Consider the following 14,832-nt stretch of genomic DNA (forward strand, 5'->3'; position numbering starts at 1 on the left):
TGGAAGGACCCACCATCATGACCGCCATCGCTCCCACCGCCCGCCCCACCGGATTCGTCCGCGACACCGCCGCCGTCTTCGTGCGCGAGTCGAAGCCGCTCATCCGCGACCCGTTCAGCGTCGTGTTCTCGCTCGTGCAGCCGCTCGTCTTCCTCGGACTGTTCGGCCCGCTGCTCATCGGCGCCGCGGGCGGCGACGTCGCCGGCACGCTGCAGTGGTTCGTGCCCGGCATCCTCGTCATGGTCGCCCTGTTCGGCACCGCGTCGACGGGCGCGAACCTGCTCTTCGAGATGCAGACGGGATCGCACGAGCGCACCCTCGTCGCCCCGCTCTCGCGGAGCGCGCTGCTCGTGGGCCGCGCCCTCAAGGAAGTCGTGCCGCTCGTCATCCAGGGCACGATCGTCGTGCTCGTCGCCGTGCCGTTCGGGTTCACCGTGAACGTCGCAGGGCTCGTCGTCGGCCTCGTCGTGCTCGCGGTGTTCGGCATCGGGTTCGGCGCGCTGAGCTACTCGCTCGCGCTCGCCTGCCGCAACCGCGACTGGATGTTCTGGATGGTGCACCAGACCCTGCTGTTCCCGCTCATGATCCTCTCGGGCATGCTGCTGCCGCTCGACGACGGCCCCGGCTGGATGAAGGTCGCCGCCGCCGTGAACCCGCTGAGCTACCTCGTCGGCGCCGAGCGGGCGCTGCTCGCGGGCGACTTCGGCGCCCCGGCCGTCGTCGGCGGTGCGATCGCCGCCGTCGTCACGTGCGCGATCGGCGTCGTCGTCGGCGTGCGCGCGATGCGCCGCGCCCGCTGAGCGGGCTCAGCGCCTGAAACCGCGACGCCGGTTCCGCCTCATCGTGAGGCGGAACCGGCATTGCCGTCCGCGACACGCGTTCGGCGGCAGGGCGCCTACGCTCGGAGGATGCCGCTCCCCCGAACCGCACCCGAGCCCGCCGCCGTCGAGCCCTCCGCGCACGACGTCGTGATCGTCGGCGGCGGCCACAACGGGCTGACCGCCGCGGCCTACCTCGCCCGAGCCGGCCTCGACGTGCTGCTGCTCGAGCGCGACGACCACCTCGGCGGCGCGGCGATCTCGGCCCAGGCGTTCGAGGGCGTCGACGCCCGGCTCAGCCGCTACTCGTACCTCGTGAGCCTGCTGCCGCAGCGCATCATCGACGACCTCGGCCTCGACGTCGAGCTCGTGCGCCGGCGCTTCTCGTCGTACACGCCCGACCCGGCCGACCCCGCGCGGGGCCTGCTCGTCGACCGCGACGCGGGCCCCGAGGCATCCGCCGACGCGTTCGGGCGGATCGACGCACCGGACGACGCCGAGGCGTGGCGCGCGTTCGGCGCGCAGACCGCACGCCTGGCCGAGCGCCTGTTCCCCACCCTGACCGAGCCGCTGCCGACCCGCGCCGAGGCTCGCGCGCTCGTCGACGACGACGCGATCTGGCAGGCGTTCGTCGAACGCCCGCTCGGCGAGACGATCGACGCGACCTTCACGAGCGACCTCGTCCGGGGCGTGGTGGCGACCGACGGCCTGATCGGCACGTTCACCGCGCTCGACGACCCGTCGCTCGACGCGAACCGCTGCTTCCTATACCACGTGATCGGCGGCGGCACGGGCGACTGGGACGTACCGGTCGGCGGCATGGGCGCGGTGAGCGGCGAGCTCGAACGGGCGGCCCGCGAGGCCGGTGCGCGCCTGCTGACCGGCGCCGAGGTACTCGGCGTCGACCCCGCCGGACGAGTGCGCTACCGCACCGCCGACGGCGAGCGCGTCGCGGCCGGGCACACCGTGCTCGCGAACGTCGCGCCCGCCGTGCTCGACGAGCTCATCGACGCGGATGCCGCGGCGAACGCCCGCCCGGGAGGCGTGCCGCCCGTCGTCGCCGCTCGCCTGCGCGCCCTGCACGCACCCGAGGGCGCCCAGGTCAAGGTCAACCTGCTGCTCGAGCGACTGCCCCGCCTCCGCGACGCCGAGGTCGCGCCCGAGCAGGCGTTCGCGGGCACGTTCCACATCAACGAGCTCGGCACGCAGCTCGATGCGGCGTTCTCGACGGCGTCGCGCGGCGGCATCCCCTCGCCGCTGCCGTGCGAGGTGTACTGCCACACGCTGAGCGACCCGTCGATCCTCGCCCCCGAGCTCGCGGTCGCCGGCCTGCACACGCTCACCGTGTTCGGCCTGCACGTGCCGCACCGGCTGCTCGAGCGTCACGGCAACGACGAACTGCGCGAGCGCCTGCAGCGGGCGGTGCTCGACTCGCTCGACTCGGTACTCGCCGAACCCGTCGAGGGCCTCATCGCGAGGGATGCCTCGGGCCGCCCGTGCATCGAGACGAAGACGACGCTCGACCTCGAGGAGTCGCTCCGTATGCCGGGCGGCAACATCTTCCACGGTCCGCTGTCGTGGCCCTGGGCCGACGACCACGCGACGCTCACCACGCCGGCCCGGCGATGGGGCGTCGCCACGCGGCATCCCCGCGTGCTCCTGTGCGGATCGGGTGCCGTACGCGGCGGCGCGGTGAGCGGCATCGGCGGGCACAACGCGGCGATGGCGGTGCTCGAGGAGCTCACGGGCTGAGGCGCCGTTGCCGGCCGGAGCGCCGCCGACCATACCTCCCGGTATGGTGAGGGCATGGCCATCACACGGGAGCGCTGGCTCGACGAAGGACTCGACGTGCTCGCCGGCGAAGGCGCGGCCGGCCTGCGGATCGACCGGCTGGCGGCTCGGCTCGGCGTGACGAAGGGCTCGTTCCACCATCACTTCGCGGGCGCCGGCGCCTACAAGGACGCCTTGCTCGCGTACTACGAGCAACGCACGATCGACGCGATCGACGCGGGAATCGCGGCGCGGGGCGATCAAGGCACGCGGGCCACCCTCGCCTGGCTCGGCGAGCTGGCGATCTCGGGCGAACCGTCGATCCGCCCCACCGAACTCGACGCGGCCGTGCGGGCGTGGGCGCACTCCGACGACGACGCCCGCGCCACTCAGGCGCGCATCGACGCCCGCGTCATCGATGCACTGCAGGCGGTGTGGCGACCGGCGACGTCGTCCGACGCCGACGCCCGCACGGCCGCGCTCGTGCCGTACCTGGTCTCGATCGGCGCCGCGGCGACGGTACCGCCGATCGACCGCGAGCAGCTCCGGGCGGTCTACGAGCTGCTGCTCGAGATCGCCCCGGTGGCGGCCGACGCCGGCGAAGGCGGGGCCGGCACCGCCGGCTGAGGCCGCTCCCCGGCGATCCCCGGGCAGTTCCCCGCGTTCAGAGCACGAAGCAGAAGAGCCCGGTCGCGAGGCAGATCACGAGCATGCCCGTCGCGTTGACGAAGAGGTTGCGCCCGAAGTCGCGCGCACGGATGTGCATGCCGATCGCGACGACGAAGTAGACGATGAGCGCGGCGCACGTGAAGGCGGCGAGGTACGGGATCCAGATGCCGGCGACGAGCCCGGCAGCCGCAGCGAACTTGATCGGCGGCATGACCCACCACCACTTCCGCGGGAAGCCCACGTCTTCGAAGCACTTCGCGATGAACGCGACGGGCTTCAGGCAGAGCAGGCCGTCGCCGAAGCAGATGACGGCGAGGAGCACCACGGGCCAGACCGGATAGGGAAGCGCGACATCCATGTCCATACCATACCGTATGGTATGGATTTCTCGTCAAGACCTCGCAGATGCCGAGCCGGGGTCGCCGGCTCCGCCGGCGCGACCGCTCAGGCGAGCACGACCCACGCGATGCCGACGGCCAGCGAGACGAGACCCAGCACGAGGCTCGGCACGAACGACTCCCTGCGCTTGACGTGCAGGGCGACGGCGACGCCCATCGTGATGGCGAGCGCGAACGCGGCCGTCGGCGTCAGCCAGGGCAGGATGCCCGTCGCGGCGGGCAGCACGAGCCCGATGCCGCCGAGCACCTCGAGGATGCCGATCGTCTTCAACTGTCCGGCACTCACCTCCTCGACCCAGGGCATGTTCACGAGGACGGCCTCGCGCGACTTCAGGGCCTTCATGCTTCCGGCCATGACGAACATGACGGCGAGCAGGCCGGTGACGATCCACAGCGCGATGATCAAGTGCTTCTCCAGTCGGTCGGTTACCGTGCGTGCGTAACGCACGGTCGGTGACTCTAACCGACGACCGCCACGCACTTCACCGTGCGTCACGCACCTCGGTGTGCGTACCGGAGAACGAAGCAGGCGGCGTCGAGCACGACGCCGCCTGCTTCAGGAGTGGTCTGGAACTCAGAAGACGAACATCTGTCCGAGCACGATGATCGCGATCACGAACAGGGCGATGATGCCGCCCGCGATCGCGAGCGACTTGGCCGACAGCTTCGCGACGACGTAGCCCGCGAGGATCGGCAGCGCGACGAGGAAGAGCGTGACGATCCACCAGAACGTCTGGTAGGCCCCGGCGCCCACCTCTTCGAGGCGCCCGGCGAACAGCTGCTGCGTGCGCGGGTTCGTCGCGAACGCGAACGCCGCCGACAGCGGCACCGCGACGAGCGCGAGCACGATGAGGCCGACGAGCCAGCCCCACAGCCCCGACTTGCCCTCGGTGAGGTCCAACGCTTCTTCGTGCGCCACGCGCCCCTTCGAACTCATGGCTCCGACTCTAGTGCTTCGCGCACGCGCGGGCTTAGCCTGAATTGAGTGAAACTTCAGGCTTCATGACGCGACTGGGGGCGACGATGACCGCGAAACCGACCGGCCACTACGTGCTGAAGGCCGACGGCCTCTACCTGCAGTTCGACCGGCTGTTCCATGCGCCGATCGAAGACGTCTGGTACAGCCTCACGAACCCCAATGCCATGAAGGGGTGGATCGGCACGTACACCGGCAGCCCGTCGACGGGCGGTGTGCGCTTCCAGATGAGCGAAGAGGGCGCCGAGTGGATGAACGTCAGCATCCTCGAGTGCGATGCGCCGCATCGGTTCACGGCCGACTCCGGGTCGGGCCCGAGTGGAGTGCGCGTGTTCTGCCACCTCGTCGAGGGCGGCGGCATGACCACGCTCACGCTCGGTCAGCGTGTGAAGGACGGCGCCGACGCCGCGAGCATCGGCCCCGGCTGGGACTTCTACCTCGACCGTCTCATCGCATCGCGCTCAGGGGCGACGCTGCCCGCCTGGGAGACCTACTACCCCCAGTTCTCACCGCACTACAAGGCGCTCAAGGTCCCCGACGCGGCCAAGGGCTGACCCGTCGGGCCGCTTCGGCGAGCGGATGCCTCGCCCGCGGCATCCGGCGTCGGAAGGCCGCCCGACCCTAGACTGGCGCGCGTGAACACGGCAGAACGCCTCCGGCGGCGACGCGACCGCCACCCGACGACGCGCGACGGGCTCTTCGTGAACCATCCCCTCCGCTGGGGGTTCATCGTCACGCTCGGGGTGCTGCTCGCCCTCATGCTCGCATCGGCGCTCATCGCCCTGCAGGGCGTCGTGCTCTCCGTGTTCGTCGCCGCATTCGTCGCGCTCGGGCTCGATCCGCTCATCCGCTGGTTCCAACGACGCGGGATGCCTCGGGGCGCCGCGATCGTGACCGTGATCCTCATCTTCGTCGCGGTCGTGATCGGCATCGTGTGGCTCGTCGTGCCGCCGGTCGTCAACCAGGCGGCGGTCTTCATCAAGACGATGCCGACGGAGATCCACCACCTGGTCGACTCCGGGTGGTTCGAGCGGTACGACGAGTCGACGAACGGGGTGCTGTCGTCGATCGTCGAGTGGATCGGCGGAGTGCTCACCGACCCCGACACGTGGGCCGCGATCGGCGGCGGCGCGCTGGCGTTCGGAGCCGCCCTGCTCGACGGCATCTCGACGAGCGTCTTCGTCGTCGTGCTCTCGATCTACTTCATCGCGACGCTCGACACCACCAAGCGCGCCTGCTACACGCTCGTCGCCGCGAGCCACCGCGCCCGCGTCGAGAGCCTCGCCGAGCGCATCATGCTCTCGGTCGGCAAGTACCTCAGCGGCATGGTCGTGCTCGCGTTCTTCAACTCGGTGTTCTCGACGATCCTGCTCTCGCTCGTGGGCGTGCGGTACGCGCTCTTCATCGGTGTGCTCGCCTTCTTCATCACGCTGATCCCGCTCATCGGTACGGTCATCACGACCGTGATCATGACGATCGTCGCGCTCTTCGTCTCGCCCGTGGCCGGCCTAATCGTGCTCATCGCGATGCTCGTCTACATGCAGGTCGAGGCGTACGTGCTGACGCCGAAGGTCATGGGCAAGGCCGTGCAGGTGCCCGGCACGATCGTGCTCATCTCCGCGCTCGCGGGCGGCACGCTGCTGGGCCTGCTCGGCGCGCTCGTCGCGATCCCGATCTCCGCGGGCATCCTGCTCATCATCCGCGAGATCGTGATCCCGAAGCAGGCGCACAGCTAGCGTTCGCCGCCCGCGCACCGCACGTCCCGGCGCTACACGGCGGCGGGCTCGCGCTCGACCGCGGGCCCGTCGACGGGAGCGGATGCCTCGGCCGAGGCGCCCTCGGCCGTCGACGCGTGCTCGCCGGTGCCGCGCCCCGCGGGCAGGAAGAGCGCCGCGACGAGGGCGACCACGAGGCCCGCGGCACCGACGAGCACGGCCGGCACCGCGGCATCCGTGAAGCCGGTCGGGGTGAGCTCGCCGCCCGCGCCGGTGAAGACCGCGGTCAGCACCGCGACGCCGAGCGCGACGCCGACCTCGCGCAGCGTGGAGTTCGTGCCCGACGCCTTGGCGTGGTCGTCTTCGGGCATGTGGGCGAGCACCGCCGTCGACATGGGCGCGAAGACGAGCGACATGCCGACGCCCGCCATGAGGAACGGTGCGATCAGGGCGCTGTAGGCGACGCCGGGGTCGAGCACGAGCGCGATCCAGGTGAGCGCCGCCGCCTGCAGTGCGAGGCCGGCCACCATGAGGTTGCGCGTGCCGACGCGGGGCGCGATCGCGCCGGCGATCGGGGCGATGAACATGGGCGCGAGCGTCCACGGCATCGTCTGCACGCCCGCCTCGAGCGGCGACGCGCCCTGCACGACCTGCAGGAACTGGATGAGCACGAACACCGACCCGAACATGCCGAAGCTGAACCAGAAGCCGACGAGGTTCGCGGCGGTGAAGCTGCGGTCGCGGAACAGGCGCAGCGGCAGCAGCGGCGCACTCGCCCGCGTCTCCCACCAGATGAACGAAGCCAGCAGCGCCGCGCCCGCGACGAGCGAACCGATCACCTCGCCGCTGTCCCATCCGGCGTCGTTGCCCCGCACGATGCCGAAGACGACGCCCAGCACACCGAGGCCGGCGAGCGCGACCCCGACGAGGTCGATGCGCGCCTTCGCACCGAGGGTGTTGGGCAGCACGGCGAGCGCGAGCGGGATGGCGACGAGCCCGACGGGGACGTTGAGCCAGAAGATCGCCTGCCAGTTCCACCCCTCGATGACGGCGCCGCCGATGAGCGGGCCGAGCGCGACGCCGAGGCCGGCGACGCCGCCCCAGATGCCGATCGCCATCGGCCGCAGTCGCTTGGGCACGCTGCCCGCGAGGAGGGTGAGCGAGAGCGGCATGATGCCGGCCGCGCCGAAGCCCTGCACGGCGCGGCTCGCGATGACCTGCCACGGCTCGGTGCTGAGCGCGACGAGCACGCTCGCGCCGGTGAAGATCGCGATCGCGACCACGAAGACGGTGCGCCGGCCGATGCGGTCGCCGAGCGCGGCGGCGGCGAGGATGAACGTCGCGAACGCGAGCGTGAAGGCGTTGACGAACCACTGCAGCTCCTCGATCGAGGCGCCGAGGTCGACGGCCATCGCGGGCAGTGCGTTCGTGATGACGAGGTTGTCGAGCGTCGCCATGAACATCGGCAGGGATGCCGCGACGATCGCGAGCCACACCGGGATGCGGCGTGCGGTGGTGGACATCGGAAGCTCCTTCGAGGTGGTGGTAATCGACTGATAACCAATACGGGAGCAAATGTAGTAATCGACTGATAACATGTCAAGCATGAGTTCCACCACGGATCGCATTCCCGCAACGGAGCGGCGCGAACAGATCCTCGAGGCCGCCACCCGGGTCTTCGGCGAGCAGGGCTACGCCGGGGCGACGACCGACCGCGTGGCGAAGGCCGCCGGCATCAGCCAGCCCTACGTCGTGCGCCTCTTCGGCACGAAGGAGCAGCTGTTCATCGACGTCGTCGAGCGGGCGTGCGCGCGCATCGACGAGGCGATCGATGCGGCGATCGCCGACGAGTCGTCGGACCATCCGGTCGGGCCCCGCATCGGTGCGGCGTACGTCGACCTCGTGCAGACCGACCGCGGCATCCTGCTCTCGCTCATGCAGGGGTTCATCCTGGGCCGGGACCCGGCGATCGGGCCCGTCGCGCGAGCCGGCTTCATGGGCATCTACGACCGCATGCGCAGCGTGATGGACGCCGAGGAGGCCATGCGCTTCATGGCGCAGGGCATGCTCATCAACACGCTCATCGCCTCGAACCTCACGGAGGGCATCCACGACGACGACCACGTCGACGAGCTGTTCGCCTGCACGTTCGGCGACAAGCTCGGCCTGGTGCTCGAAGGGCTCAGCAAGGCGGGCTGAGGCGGGCCTCCATACGGCGCCTCGCGCCTACTCGAGCGACCTCGGGCGGCCCGTCGCGCTCACTCCCAGACCGAGGGCGCCGCGGCACGCGTCGCGGGCAGCGCCACATCGTCGCCCCAGCGCTCCATCCACTCGGGGATGCCCTCGAAGCCGTCGACGCCGAACGCCTCGACGAGCTCGGCCATCGGCACCGTACCGCCGGCCTTGCGCAGGAACCGCGCCCGGATGTAGCCCGTCGCATAGATCTCGGGGGCGCCGTTCGCGTCGGGCCGCACGAAACGCTGCTCCATGTAGACGGCCTTGTCGTCGTGCCCGACGATGCGCGACTCGATCGTGAAGCGGTCCCACGGGTTGAGCGACTTGCGGAACGTGATCGTCTCGCTCGCGACGACCGGGTACCAGCCGCGCTCCTTCATGAGCTGCCACACGCCGTTGCGCACGAGCATCTCGAACCGCGCGACATCCATGATCGAGAAGTAGACCCCGTTGTTCATGTGGTTGAGGATGTCGAGGTCGGTCGGCAGCGTGATGAAGTTCGTGCGCGCGACGTCGCCGTGACCGAGCCGCGACCGGAACCGGGCGAACGCGAAATGCAGCATCGTGCGGAAGAACATGTGCATGATCCACGACCTTATGCGGAGATCGCAGTGGATCCCGATAATCCGTCGATCCTGACAACGACCGGCGGGATGCCTCGCGCCGATCTTGTGGCGAACGGGCAGTCGGGCCCGCCGTAGACTCCGAGGCATGTCGACCGCCGCCTCCGCCACCATCACCGACCGCCTGAGCCGGCTCGCCGAGGCGGCGCGCGACGCCGGGATCGACGCCGTGCTCGTCGCGCCCGGGCCCGATCTCGCCTACCTCGTCGGCCATTCGGTGGCCTCGCACGAGCGACTCACGCTGCTCGCGGTGCCGTCGGCCTCCCCCGGCGACGCGGTCATGATCCTGCCCGCGCTCGAGCGCGGCGGCTGGGAGGGCAGCACGGCGGAGGCGGCGGGCATCCGCTTCGTCACCTGGCTCGACGGCGAGGACCCGTACGCGGCACTCCTCGACGAGCTCGGCGTCGGCGTCCTCGCCAGCGCGGCCGTCGACGACCACCTGCCGTACCTGCACGCGTTCCGCCTGCAGCAGGCCCGGCCCGAGCTCCGTCTGCAGCCGGCGGGCGAGCTCATCGCCGAGCTGCGCATGCGCAAGCAGCCCGCCGAGATCGACGAGCTCGCCTCGGTCGGCGCCGCGATCGATCGCGTGCACCTGCGCATCGGCGAGTGGCTGCGCGCCGGCCGCACCGAGAACGAGGTCGCCGCCGACATCGCCGAGGCGCTCGTCGAAGAGGGGCACCGCACAGCCGACTTCGTCATCGTCGCCTCGGGGCCGAACGGCGCCTCGCCCCACCACGAGGCCTCCGACCGCGTCATCCAGGCCGGCGACCCGGTGGTCGTCGACATCGGCGGCCCGAACCCGGCCGGGTACAACTCCGACAGCACCCGCACGTACCTCGTCGCGGGCGGCGAGCCCGACCCCGAGTTCGCGAAGGTGCACGAGCTCGTACGTACGGCGCAGCGCGCGGCGGTCGCCGCGGTGCGCCCCGGCGCGACCGCCGAGTCGATCGACCGCGCCGCGCGCGAGGTGCTCGAGCAGGCCGGCTACGGCGAGTACTTCATCACGCGCACCGGGCACGGCATCGGGCTCGAGGTGCACGAGCACCCCTACATCGTCGCGGGCAACACCCTTCAGCTCGAACCCGGCATGGCGTTCTCGATCGAGCCCGGCGTTTACCTGCCCGGCCGGTTCGGGGTGCGCATCGAGGACATCGTGGTCGTCGGCGACGACGGGGCGGTGCTCATGAACACCTCGCCGGTCGAGCTGATCGTCGTGTGAGGTCGGTCGGTCGAGTAGGCGCGCAGCGCCGTATCGAGACCACCGGCATCGTGGTCTCGATACGCTCGCTGGCGCTCGCTACTCGACCGACGAGCGCGAGCGCAGCACGCGATAGCGCAGGTGCGTGGCCTCGGCGCCCTGCGCGACGCTCAGCGTCTCGAGTTCGACGCGGTGCGCCGCCGAGTCGGGGAAGAGCCGCGAACCTCCCCCGAGCAGCACGGGCACGAGATGCAGCCGCGCCTCGTCCACGAGGCCCGCGGCGAGCGCCTGACGGGCGACCTCGGCACCGCCCATGACGCACACCGCGGCGGCGCTCGCCGCCGCGCTTGCGCGCTCGATCGCCTCGGCGATGCCGCCCGTGACGAACTCGAAGCGCGAGCCCCCGCGCTCGATCGGCGCGCGCTCACGGCTCGTGACGACGAAGCACGGCCGGCCCTCGAACACGGGCGCATCGCCCCAGGCCGATTCGCCGACATCGAACGTGCGACGACCGAGCACGAACGCCCCGGTCGACTCGAACAGGCGCTCGGCCGCCTCGCGATCGACGCGCTGCGGCGCGGTGTCGACCACGGCGTCGCTGTCGCGGGGCACCGTGCCGTCGAACACCGAGTTGCGGATCCACTCGTGCACGCGTTCGCCGTCGATGCCGAGCGGGTGCTCGAGGCTCACCCCGTGGGCGGCGGTGAACCCGTCGAGCGTCATCGTCATCTCGAGGAACACGTGCGACATGGCTCAGCTCCCGGTATCAGCCCTTGGCGGGTACGTGCCGTTCGTCGACGCCGTTGTACACCGAGAGCGGACGGATGAGCGCGTTCGCCGCCGCCTGCTCCATGATGTGCGCCGTCCACCCGGTGACCCGCGACGCGACGAAGAGCGGCGTGAAGGTGAGGGTGTCGAAACCCATCAGGTGATAGGTCGGTCCTGCCGGGTAGTCGAGGTTCGGCTTGATGCCCTTGCGCTCCCCCATCGCCTTCTCGAGCGCGACGTACAGCTCGAGCAGGTCCGGCCGGTCGGTGAACTCGACCATGCGCTCCATCGCGTCGCGCATCGTCGGCACCCGCGAGTCGCCGTTCTTGTAGACGCGGTGCCCGAAGCCCATGATCTTGCGCTTCGACGCGAGCGCGTCGTCGAGCCAGGCGACCGCGCGCTCGGCGCCGCCCTCGCCCGGGCCGATCTCGTCGAACGCGTGCATCACCGCTTCGTTCGCCCCGCCGTGCAGCGGTCCCTTGAGGGCGCCGATCGCGCCGGTGACCGCCGAGTACAGGTCGGCGAGCGTCGACGTGATGACGCGCGCAGTGAACGTCGACGCGTTGAACGAGTGCTCGGCGTAGAGGGTCATCGACACGTCGAACGCGTTCACGACCGGCAGCTCGGGCACCTCGCCGAACGTCTGCCAGAGGAAGTTCGCCGAGTAGCCGAGGTCGTCGCGCGGCTCGACGAACTCGAGCTCGTGCCGACGGCGCTGGTCGTACGAGACGATCGACGGCAGCTTCGCGAAGAGCCGCATCGCCTTGTCGAGGTTCGCCTCGCGCGAGTCATCCGGCGTCGTCGGGTCGCTCGCGCCGATGACGCTCACGGCCGTGCGCACCACATCCATCGGGTGGGCGGTGAGCGGCAGCTCGTCGATGATGCGCGTGACCTCGTGGTCGAGTCCGCGCAGCGCCCGCTCGCGGTCCTCGAACGCGGCGAGCTCGTCGTCGTTCGGCAGCTCGCCGTACCAGAGCAGGTACGCGACCTCCTCGAACGTGCACGACGCCGCGAGCTCCTGCACGGGGTAGCCGCGGTAGAGCAGCGAGTTCGTCTCGGGGTTGACCTTCGAGATGGCGGTGTAGTCGACCGGCACCCCGGCCAGCCCCTTGTAGATCTCCTGCTCGGCCATGGATGCTCCCTTGCGTTGGCGTTCTGCGGTCGTCAGCGTGCGACGGTGAAGTTGAAGATCGAGGTGTCGAAGTGGTTGTACGCCTCGTAGTCGACGAGCTCGTAGAGCTCGGCCCGGTGCTGCATGTCGCCGAGCTTGGCGTTGAGCGAGCCGGATGCCTCGAGCTCGTCCAGTCCGCGCATCGCGCTGCCCATCGCGAGGCGGAGCAGCGACACGGGCCAGATGACGATGTTCATGCCCACGTCGGCCAGCTGCTGCACCGTGAAGAGCTCGCTCTTGCCGAACTCGGTCATGTTGGCGAGCAGCGGCACGTCGACCGCGGCGCGGATCGCGGCGAACTCCTCGAGCGAGCGCATCGCCTCGGGGAAGATCGCGTCGGCGCCGGCGTCGACGAGGGCCTTCGCCCGGTCGATCGCGGCTTGCAGCCCGTCGACCGCGGCGATGTCGGTGCGCGCCATGATGAGGAAGTTCTCGTCGCGGCGGGCGTCGACGGCGGCGCGGATGCGGCGCAGGGCCGTCTCGTCGTCGACGACCTGCTTGCCGTCGAGGTGGCCGCAGCGCTTCGGGTTGACCTGGTCCTCGATGTGGAGGCCCGCGAGGCCCGCGTCCTCCATCTCCTGCACCGTTCGGGCGACGTTCATCGGCTCGCCGAAGCCGGTGTCGGCGTCGATGATGGCGGGCAGCTCGGTCATGCGGGCGATCTGCTTGCCGCGACCGGCGACCTCGCTGAGCGTCGTGAGCCCGATGTCGGGCAGGCCGAGGTCGGCCGAGAGCACCGCGCCCGAGATGTAGACGCCCTCGAAGCCGCGCTCGCCGATGAGCTTCGCCGACAGCGGGTTGAACGCGCCCGGGAACCGCATGATCTCACCGGTCGCGAGCCGCTCGCGGAACAGGCGCCGCTTCTCGTGCGCCGAGGTCCGGGAGTACAGCATCAGAACACCTCTCCGGTCGAGTAGGCGCGCAGCGTCGTATCGAGACCACGCATCAGAACAGCCCCTCGGGGATCTCGACGCCCGTGAGGGCACCGGGAGCGACGGTGAAGGTGAGGCCGCCGAGCTCGTCGGGACCGAGCTCGGGCAGTCGCTGCGCGACGTCGAGGAACCGCTCGATCTCCTCGGGCGCGAGGGCCCACTCGGCGAGCGTGCGGAACTTGTTCACGTACTGCTCGCGGGCGAACGGCCGGGCCCCGAGCGGGTGGGCGTCGGCCACCGCGATCTCGTCGACGATCTCGCCGCCGTCGGCGAGCTTGATCACGACGCGGCCGCCGAACGCCTTCTCGGCGATGTCGAGCGAGTGGTAGCGACGGGTCCACTCGGGGTCCTCGACGGTCGACACCTTCTTCCACAGGGCGATCGTCTCGGGGCGGTGCGCCCGCTCGGGCGAGTACGAGGTCTCGTGGTCCCACGCCCCGTCCTGCAGGGCGACCGTGAAGATGTACGGGATCGAGTGGTCGAGGGTCTCGCGCGACGCGTCGGGGTCGTACTTCTGCGGGTCGTTCGCACCGGAACCGATGACGTAGTGCGTGTGGTGCGAGGTGTGCAGGGTGATCGACTCGATGTGCTCGGCGTCGAGGATGAGCGGGTACTCGTCGTGGAGCTTGCGGGCGAGGTCGATCCACGCCTGCGCCTGGTACTCGGCCGAGTGCTCCTTCGTGTACGAGTCGAGGATCGCGCGCTTCGCCTCGCCCTCGTCGGGCAGCGGCACCTCGTACGAGGCATCCGGCCCGTCGAGCAGCCACGCGATCACCCCGTCCTCGCCCTCGTAGATCGGCACGGGGCTCGTCTGGCCGCGCATCGCGCGGTCGACGGCCTCGATCGCCATCTTGCCGGCGAAGGCGGGGGCGTGCGCCTTCCACGTCGAGATCTCGCCCTTGCGCGACTGGCGGGTCGCGGTCGTCGTGTGCAAGGCCTGGCCGATCGCCTGGAAGATCGTCTCGCGGTCGAGGCCGAGGAGCGTGCCGATGCCGGCGGCGGCCGACGGCCCGAGGTGGGCGACGTGGTCGATCTTGTGCTTGTGCAGGCTGATCGCCTTGGCGAGGTCGACCTGGATCTCGTAGCCGGTCGCGATGCCGCGCACGAGGTCTCGGCCGGAGAGGCCGCGGCCCTGCGCGAGGTGCTGGGCGACGGCGGTGATCGGGGGGATGTTGTCGCCCGGGTGCGAGTACTCGGCCGCGAGGAACGTGTCGTGGTAGTCGAGCTCGCGCACGGCGACCCCGTTCGCCCACGCCGCCCACTCGGGGCTCGTGCGACGCGCGGCGTCGGCGCCGAACACGGTGGCGCCGTCGCCGCCGATCGAGACGGGGTGCGCGAGCGCCTGGCTGCGGGCCGACACGACGGGGCGGCGGGCGATCGCGGCCGCCGCGACCGCCGCGTTGTCGATGACGCGGTTCACCACCATGTCGACGACGTCGTCGTCGAGCTCGACCGGGTCGGTCGCGACGCCGGCGAGCGCCCAGGCGAGCTGGCCCTCGCGCTGCAGGTTCTCGTCGCTGCGGTGCGTGCGGACGTGGTGGTTGTGCATGGAGTGGACC

Annotated in this window: 16 protein-coding genes; 7 read left to right on the top strand and 9 right to left on the bottom strand. The window is 70.7% G+C overall.

The window, feature by feature from the left end:
* The first annotated feature begins 17 nt into the window (after positions 1-17).
* The 3 genes from AC3RJ7_RS14555 (at position 18) to AC3RJ7_RS14565 (ending at position 3,215) form a co-directional block, all read left to right on the top strand.
* A complete protein-coding gene (locus AC3RJ7_RS14555) occupies positions 18-800 on the top strand; it encodes an ABC transporter permease (RefSeq protein ID WP_491456564.1) in 783 nt (260 codons plus the stop codon).
* Between the two features lie 108 nt (positions 801-908).
* On the top strand, positions 909-2,570 hold the full coding sequence (locus AC3RJ7_RS14560) for a phytoene desaturase family protein (protein WP_491456565.1): 1,662 nt from the start codon (positions 909-911) through the stop codon (positions 2,568-2,570).
* A 54-nt stretch (positions 2,571-2,624) separates the two neighbouring features.
* Entirely contained in the window at positions 2,625-3,215 is a 591-nt protein-coding gene (locus AC3RJ7_RS14565; protein ID WP_491456566.1) for a TetR/AcrR family transcriptional regulator, read from the top strand.
* A 37-nt stretch (positions 3,216-3,252) separates the two neighbouring features.
* On the opposite strand, the gene AC3RJ7_RS14570 is transcribed toward AC3RJ7_RS14565, so the two are convergent.
* From AC3RJ7_RS14570 to AC3RJ7_RS14580, 3 genes are all read right to left on the bottom strand, one after another.
* A complete protein-coding gene (locus tag AC3RJ7_RS14570; RefSeq protein WP_491456567.1) occupies positions 3,253-3,615 on the bottom strand; it encodes a DoxX family protein in 363 nt (120 codons plus the stop codon).
* An 86-nt stretch (positions 3,616-3,701) separates the two neighbouring features.
* Positions 3,702-4,061 carry a DoxX family protein gene (locus AC3RJ7_RS14575; protein WP_491456568.1) on the bottom strand — a complete coding sequence of 120 codons (360 nt, stop codon included), beginning with the start codon at positions 4,059-4,061 and terminating at the stop codon, positions 3,702-3,704.
* A gap of 168 nt (positions 4,062-4,229) precedes the next feature.
* The gene (locus AC3RJ7_RS14580) at positions 4,230-4,592 is read right to left on the bottom strand and encodes a hypothetical protein (RefSeq protein ID WP_491456569.1); all 363 of its coding nucleotides are present in this window, start codon (positions 4,590-4,592) and stop codon (positions 4,230-4,232) included.
* An 86-nt stretch (positions 4,593-4,678) separates the two neighbouring features.
* Between AC3RJ7_RS14580 and AC3RJ7_RS14585 the strand changes: the two genes are divergently transcribed.
* Positions 4,679-5,185: an SRPBCC family protein gene (locus tag AC3RJ7_RS14585; RefSeq protein WP_491456570.1), complete on the top strand. Its 507-nt coding sequence runs from the start codon at positions 4,679-4,681 to the stop codon at positions 5,183-5,185.
* Between the two features lie 81 nt (positions 5,186-5,266).
* A complete protein-coding gene (locus AC3RJ7_RS14590; RefSeq protein WP_491456571.1) occupies positions 5,267-6,367 on the top strand; it encodes an AI-2E family transporter in 1,101 nt (366 codons plus the stop codon).
* Positions 6,368-6,399: 32 nt separating this feature from the next.
* Here AC3RJ7_RS14590 and AC3RJ7_RS14595 read toward each other — a convergent pair whose 3' ends face one another.
* Positions 6,400-7,869 carry a DHA2 family efflux MFS transporter permease subunit gene (locus AC3RJ7_RS14595; RefSeq protein WP_491456572.1) on the bottom strand — a complete coding sequence of 490 codons (1,470 nt, stop codon included), beginning with the start codon at positions 7,867-7,869 and terminating at the stop codon, positions 6,400-6,402.
* Between the two features lie 82 nt (positions 7,870-7,951).
* On the opposite strand from AC3RJ7_RS14595, the gene AC3RJ7_RS14600 reads away from it, so the two are divergent.
* Positions 7,952-8,545, top strand: a complete 594-nt coding sequence (locus tag AC3RJ7_RS14600) for a TetR/AcrR family transcriptional regulator (RefSeq protein WP_491456573.1) — start codon at positions 7,952-7,954, stop codon at positions 8,543-8,545.
* Between the two features lie 59 nt (positions 8,546-8,604).
* Here AC3RJ7_RS14600 and AC3RJ7_RS14605 read toward each other — a convergent pair whose 3' ends face one another.
* Positions 8,605-9,165 (bottom strand): acyl-CoA thioesterase, encoded by a 561-nt coding sequence (locus AC3RJ7_RS14605; protein ID WP_491456574.1) that lies wholly within the window; start codon positions 9,163-9,165, stop codon positions 8,605-8,607.
* Between the two features lie 127 nt (positions 9,166-9,292).
* On the opposite strand from AC3RJ7_RS14605, the gene AC3RJ7_RS14610 reads away from it, so the two are divergent.
* Positions 9,293-10,423, top strand: a complete 1,131-nt coding sequence (locus AC3RJ7_RS14610; protein WP_491456575.1) for a M24 family metallopeptidase — start codon at positions 9,293-9,295, stop codon at positions 10,421-10,423.
* A 78-nt stretch (positions 10,424-10,501) separates the two neighbouring features.
* Here AC3RJ7_RS14610 and AC3RJ7_RS14615 read toward each other — a convergent pair whose 3' ends face one another.
* The 4 genes from AC3RJ7_RS14615 to AC3RJ7_RS14630 are packed head-to-tail and all read right to left on the bottom strand — an operon-like array spanning position 10,502 to position 14,822.
* Positions 10,502-11,152 carry a dihydrofolate reductase family protein gene (locus tag AC3RJ7_RS14615; protein WP_491456576.1) on the bottom strand — a complete coding sequence of 217 codons (651 nt, stop codon included), beginning with the start codon at positions 11,150-11,152 and terminating at the stop codon, positions 10,502-10,504.
* A 16-nt stretch (positions 11,153-11,168) separates the two neighbouring features.
* On the bottom strand, positions 11,169-12,302 hold the full coding sequence (locus AC3RJ7_RS14620) for a bifunctional 2-methylcitrate synthase/citrate synthase (RefSeq protein WP_491456577.1): 1,134 nt from the start codon (positions 12,300-12,302) through the stop codon (positions 11,169-11,171).
* Between the two features lie 32 nt (positions 12,303-12,334).
* Positions 12,335-13,234, bottom strand: coding sequence for a methylisocitrate lyase (gene prpB, locus AC3RJ7_RS14625; RefSeq protein ID WP_491456578.1), 900 nt, complete (start codon positions 13,232-13,234; stop codon positions 12,335-12,337).
* Between the two features lie 52 nt (positions 13,235-13,286).
* Positions 13,287-14,822, bottom strand: a complete 1,536-nt coding sequence (locus AC3RJ7_RS14630; protein WP_491456968.1) for an MmgE/PrpD family protein — start codon at positions 14,820-14,822, stop codon at positions 13,287-13,289.
* Positions 14,823-14,832 lie beyond the last annotated feature (10 nt).

This window comes from Agromyces solani, assembly GCF_058349925.1.

Coding starts and splice junctions, on each gene's coding strand:
- AC3RJ7_RS14555 (WP_491456564.1), top strand. CDS start 18: ATGACCGCCATCGCTCCCACCGCCCGCCCCACCGGATTCGTCCGCGAC.
- AC3RJ7_RS14560 (WP_491456565.1), top strand. CDS start 909: ATGCCGCTCCCCCGAACCGCACCCGAGCCCGCCGCCGTCGAGCCCTCC.
- AC3RJ7_RS14565 (WP_491456566.1), top strand. CDS start 2,625: ATGGCCATCACACGGGAGCGCTGGCTCGACGAAGGACTCGACGTGCTC.
- AC3RJ7_RS14570 (WP_491456567.1), bottom strand. CDS start 3,615: ATGGATGTCGCGCTTCCCTATCCGGTCTGGCCCGTGGTGCTCCTCGCC.
- AC3RJ7_RS14580 (WP_491456569.1), bottom strand. CDS start 4,592: ATGAGTTCGAAGGGGCGCGTGGCGCACGAAGAAGCGTTGGACCTCACC.
- AC3RJ7_RS14585 (WP_491456570.1), top strand. CDS start 4,679: ATGACCGCGAAACCGACCGGCCACTACGTGCTGAAGGCCGACGGCCTC.
- AC3RJ7_RS14595 (WP_491456572.1), bottom strand. CDS start 7,869: ATGTCCACCACCGCACGCCGCATCCCGGTGTGGCTCGCGATCGTCGCG.
- AC3RJ7_RS14600 (WP_491456573.1), top strand. CDS start 7,952: ATGAGTTCCACCACGGATCGCATTCCCGCAACGGAGCGGCGCGAACAG.
- AC3RJ7_RS14605 (WP_491456574.1), bottom strand. CDS start 9,165: ATGCACATGTTCTTCCGCACGATGCTGCATTTCGCGTTCGCCCGGTTC.
- AC3RJ7_RS14610 (WP_491456575.1), top strand. CDS start 9,293: ATGTCGACCGCCGCCTCCGCCACCATCACCGACCGCCTGAGCCGGCTC.
- AC3RJ7_RS14615 (WP_491456576.1), bottom strand. CDS start 11,152: ATGTCGCACGTGTTCCTCGAGATGACGATGACGCTCGACGGGTTCACC.
- AC3RJ7_RS14620 (WP_491456577.1), bottom strand. CDS start 12,302: ATGGCCGAGCAGGAGATCTACAAGGGGCTGGCCGGGGTGCCGGTCGAC.
- prpB (WP_491456578.1), bottom strand. CDS start 13,234: ATGCTGTACTCCCGGACCTCGGCGCACGAGAAGCGGCGCCTGTTCCGC.
- AC3RJ7_RS14630 (WP_491456968.1), bottom strand. CDS start 14,822: ATGCACAACCACCACGTCCGCACGCACCGCAGCGACGAGAACCTGCAG.